The following is a 1,323-nucleotide window of genomic DNA, read 5'->3' on the forward strand; positions in this document are numbered from 1 at the left end:
CTCCGAAAAGCGAATCCGACCGCAACCCAATAAACATGCACACCGAATGCGCACCAGGCCGCGACGCGAAAACGACGAAGCGACCCGGCCCGAACCGGGAAGTGGTGTTTCAGAGGATTGGCCACCCCGGGACCGTCCGCGCGGCTGCGTGTCCGGTGCTCCCTGTCAGGCGACTAGGAGACACTACTCCCACTCCGGGCCCAAGCCAAATGCCCCTGGTCCCGCCGTGGGCCCCGGCCCGCCGGCCCGGCCCCCGGACCCCGTTAAACGGCGGCGTTCATCGTTTGTCTACCGCCTTCCGCCAAGGTCGTGCCACACCGCGCCCCGAGGACCTGGCGGGCGCGAACGCACGAGAGAACCACGAGGCACGGGTACATGAAGACGACGAAGACCCTCCGGCAGATCGCCCTGGCCACCGCCACCACCGCGCTCGCCCTGGCCGGGACCGTGGCGTCGACCGGTACCGCGGAGGCCGCGATCGAGCGGGCCGTCGACCACGTCTCCATCTGGGACGACGAGCCGCTCTACCAGGGCTGGTACATCGAGTCCGGCTCCACCCGGATGATCATGCAGCCCGACGGCAACTTCGTCGTCTACCAGTACGGGACCCAGGTCAAGATGGCCAGCGGCACCGTCGGCTGCGGCTACAAGGCCGTCATGCAGGTCGACGGCAACTTCGTCGTCTACTCCGCCAACGGCGCCGCCTGCTGGTCGTCCGGCACCTACGGCCACCCGCACGCCAAGCTGACCGTCACCGCCAGCGGCACCTCCGGCGTCTACTGGGGCGGCAACGACATCCCGCGCATCCCCCACTCCTCCAACCCCGGCCCCGTCCCCGGCGCAGTCCTCTTCTCCTCCGACCTCTACTGAACCGGCCCCGGTCACCGAGAAGGCCGGGGTCACCGGGAGAGCCGGCGTTACTGGGCCCGCCCCGGCCCGTCGGCCCGCAGGGCGAGCCACCGCACCAGGTCGGCCACCGACCACTGCGGCCGGGAGGCGAGCCGCTCCGCCGCCGTGCGCAGCAGGACCGGCAGGTGGCCGCAGAGCGCGGCCACCTCGGCCACCGCCTCCGGCTCCCGCCGGACCCGGTCCGCGCCGGCGATCCGGGCCAGCAGTTCGTAGGCGTCGTGCGGCTCCAGCGGTCCCACCGCGAGCCGTACGGCGCCGTCGGGCAGGGTGCCCGGTTCGGCGCCCGCCACCACCGCCGCGCAGCCGGGCACCGACGGCAGCAGTACGCCCGGCTCGGCCACCCCGTCCAGCAGGACCAGCACCCGGCGCCCGGCGAGCAGCCCGCGGTAGCGCGCGCCGAGCTCCTCGACGTCC

At 72.6% G+C, this 1,323-nt stretch carries 1 protein-coding gene and 1 pseudogene; one reads left to right on the plus strand and one right to left on the minus strand.

Features of this window, described 5'->3' with window-relative positions:
* The first annotated feature begins 375 nt into the window (after positions 1–375).
* On the plus strand, positions 376–870 hold the full coding sequence (locus tag AE652_RS41535; RefSeq protein ID WP_049661190.1) for a hypothetical protein: 495 nt from the start codon (positions 376–378) through the stop codon (positions 868–870).
* 47 nt (positions 871–917) lie between these two features.
* On the opposite strand, the pseudogene AE652_RS41540 reads toward AE652_RS41535, so the two are convergent.
* Positions 918–1,323: pseudogene (locus AE652_RS41540) on the minus strand (AfsR family transcriptional regulator); the annotation flags it as partial.

Origin of the sequence: Kitasatospora sp. MY 5-36 (genome assembly GCF_001182915.1) — a bacterium.
In the GTDB taxonomy this organism is placed as follows: Bacteria; Actinomycetota; Actinomycetes; order Streptomycetales; family Streptomycetaceae; genus Kitasatospora.

What these genes read in the sequence shown, in the direction of transcription:
- AE652_RS41535 (WP_049661190.1), top strand. Translation starts at nt 376, where the DNA reads ATGAAGACGACGAAGACCCTCCGGCAGATCGCCCTGGCCACCGCCACC.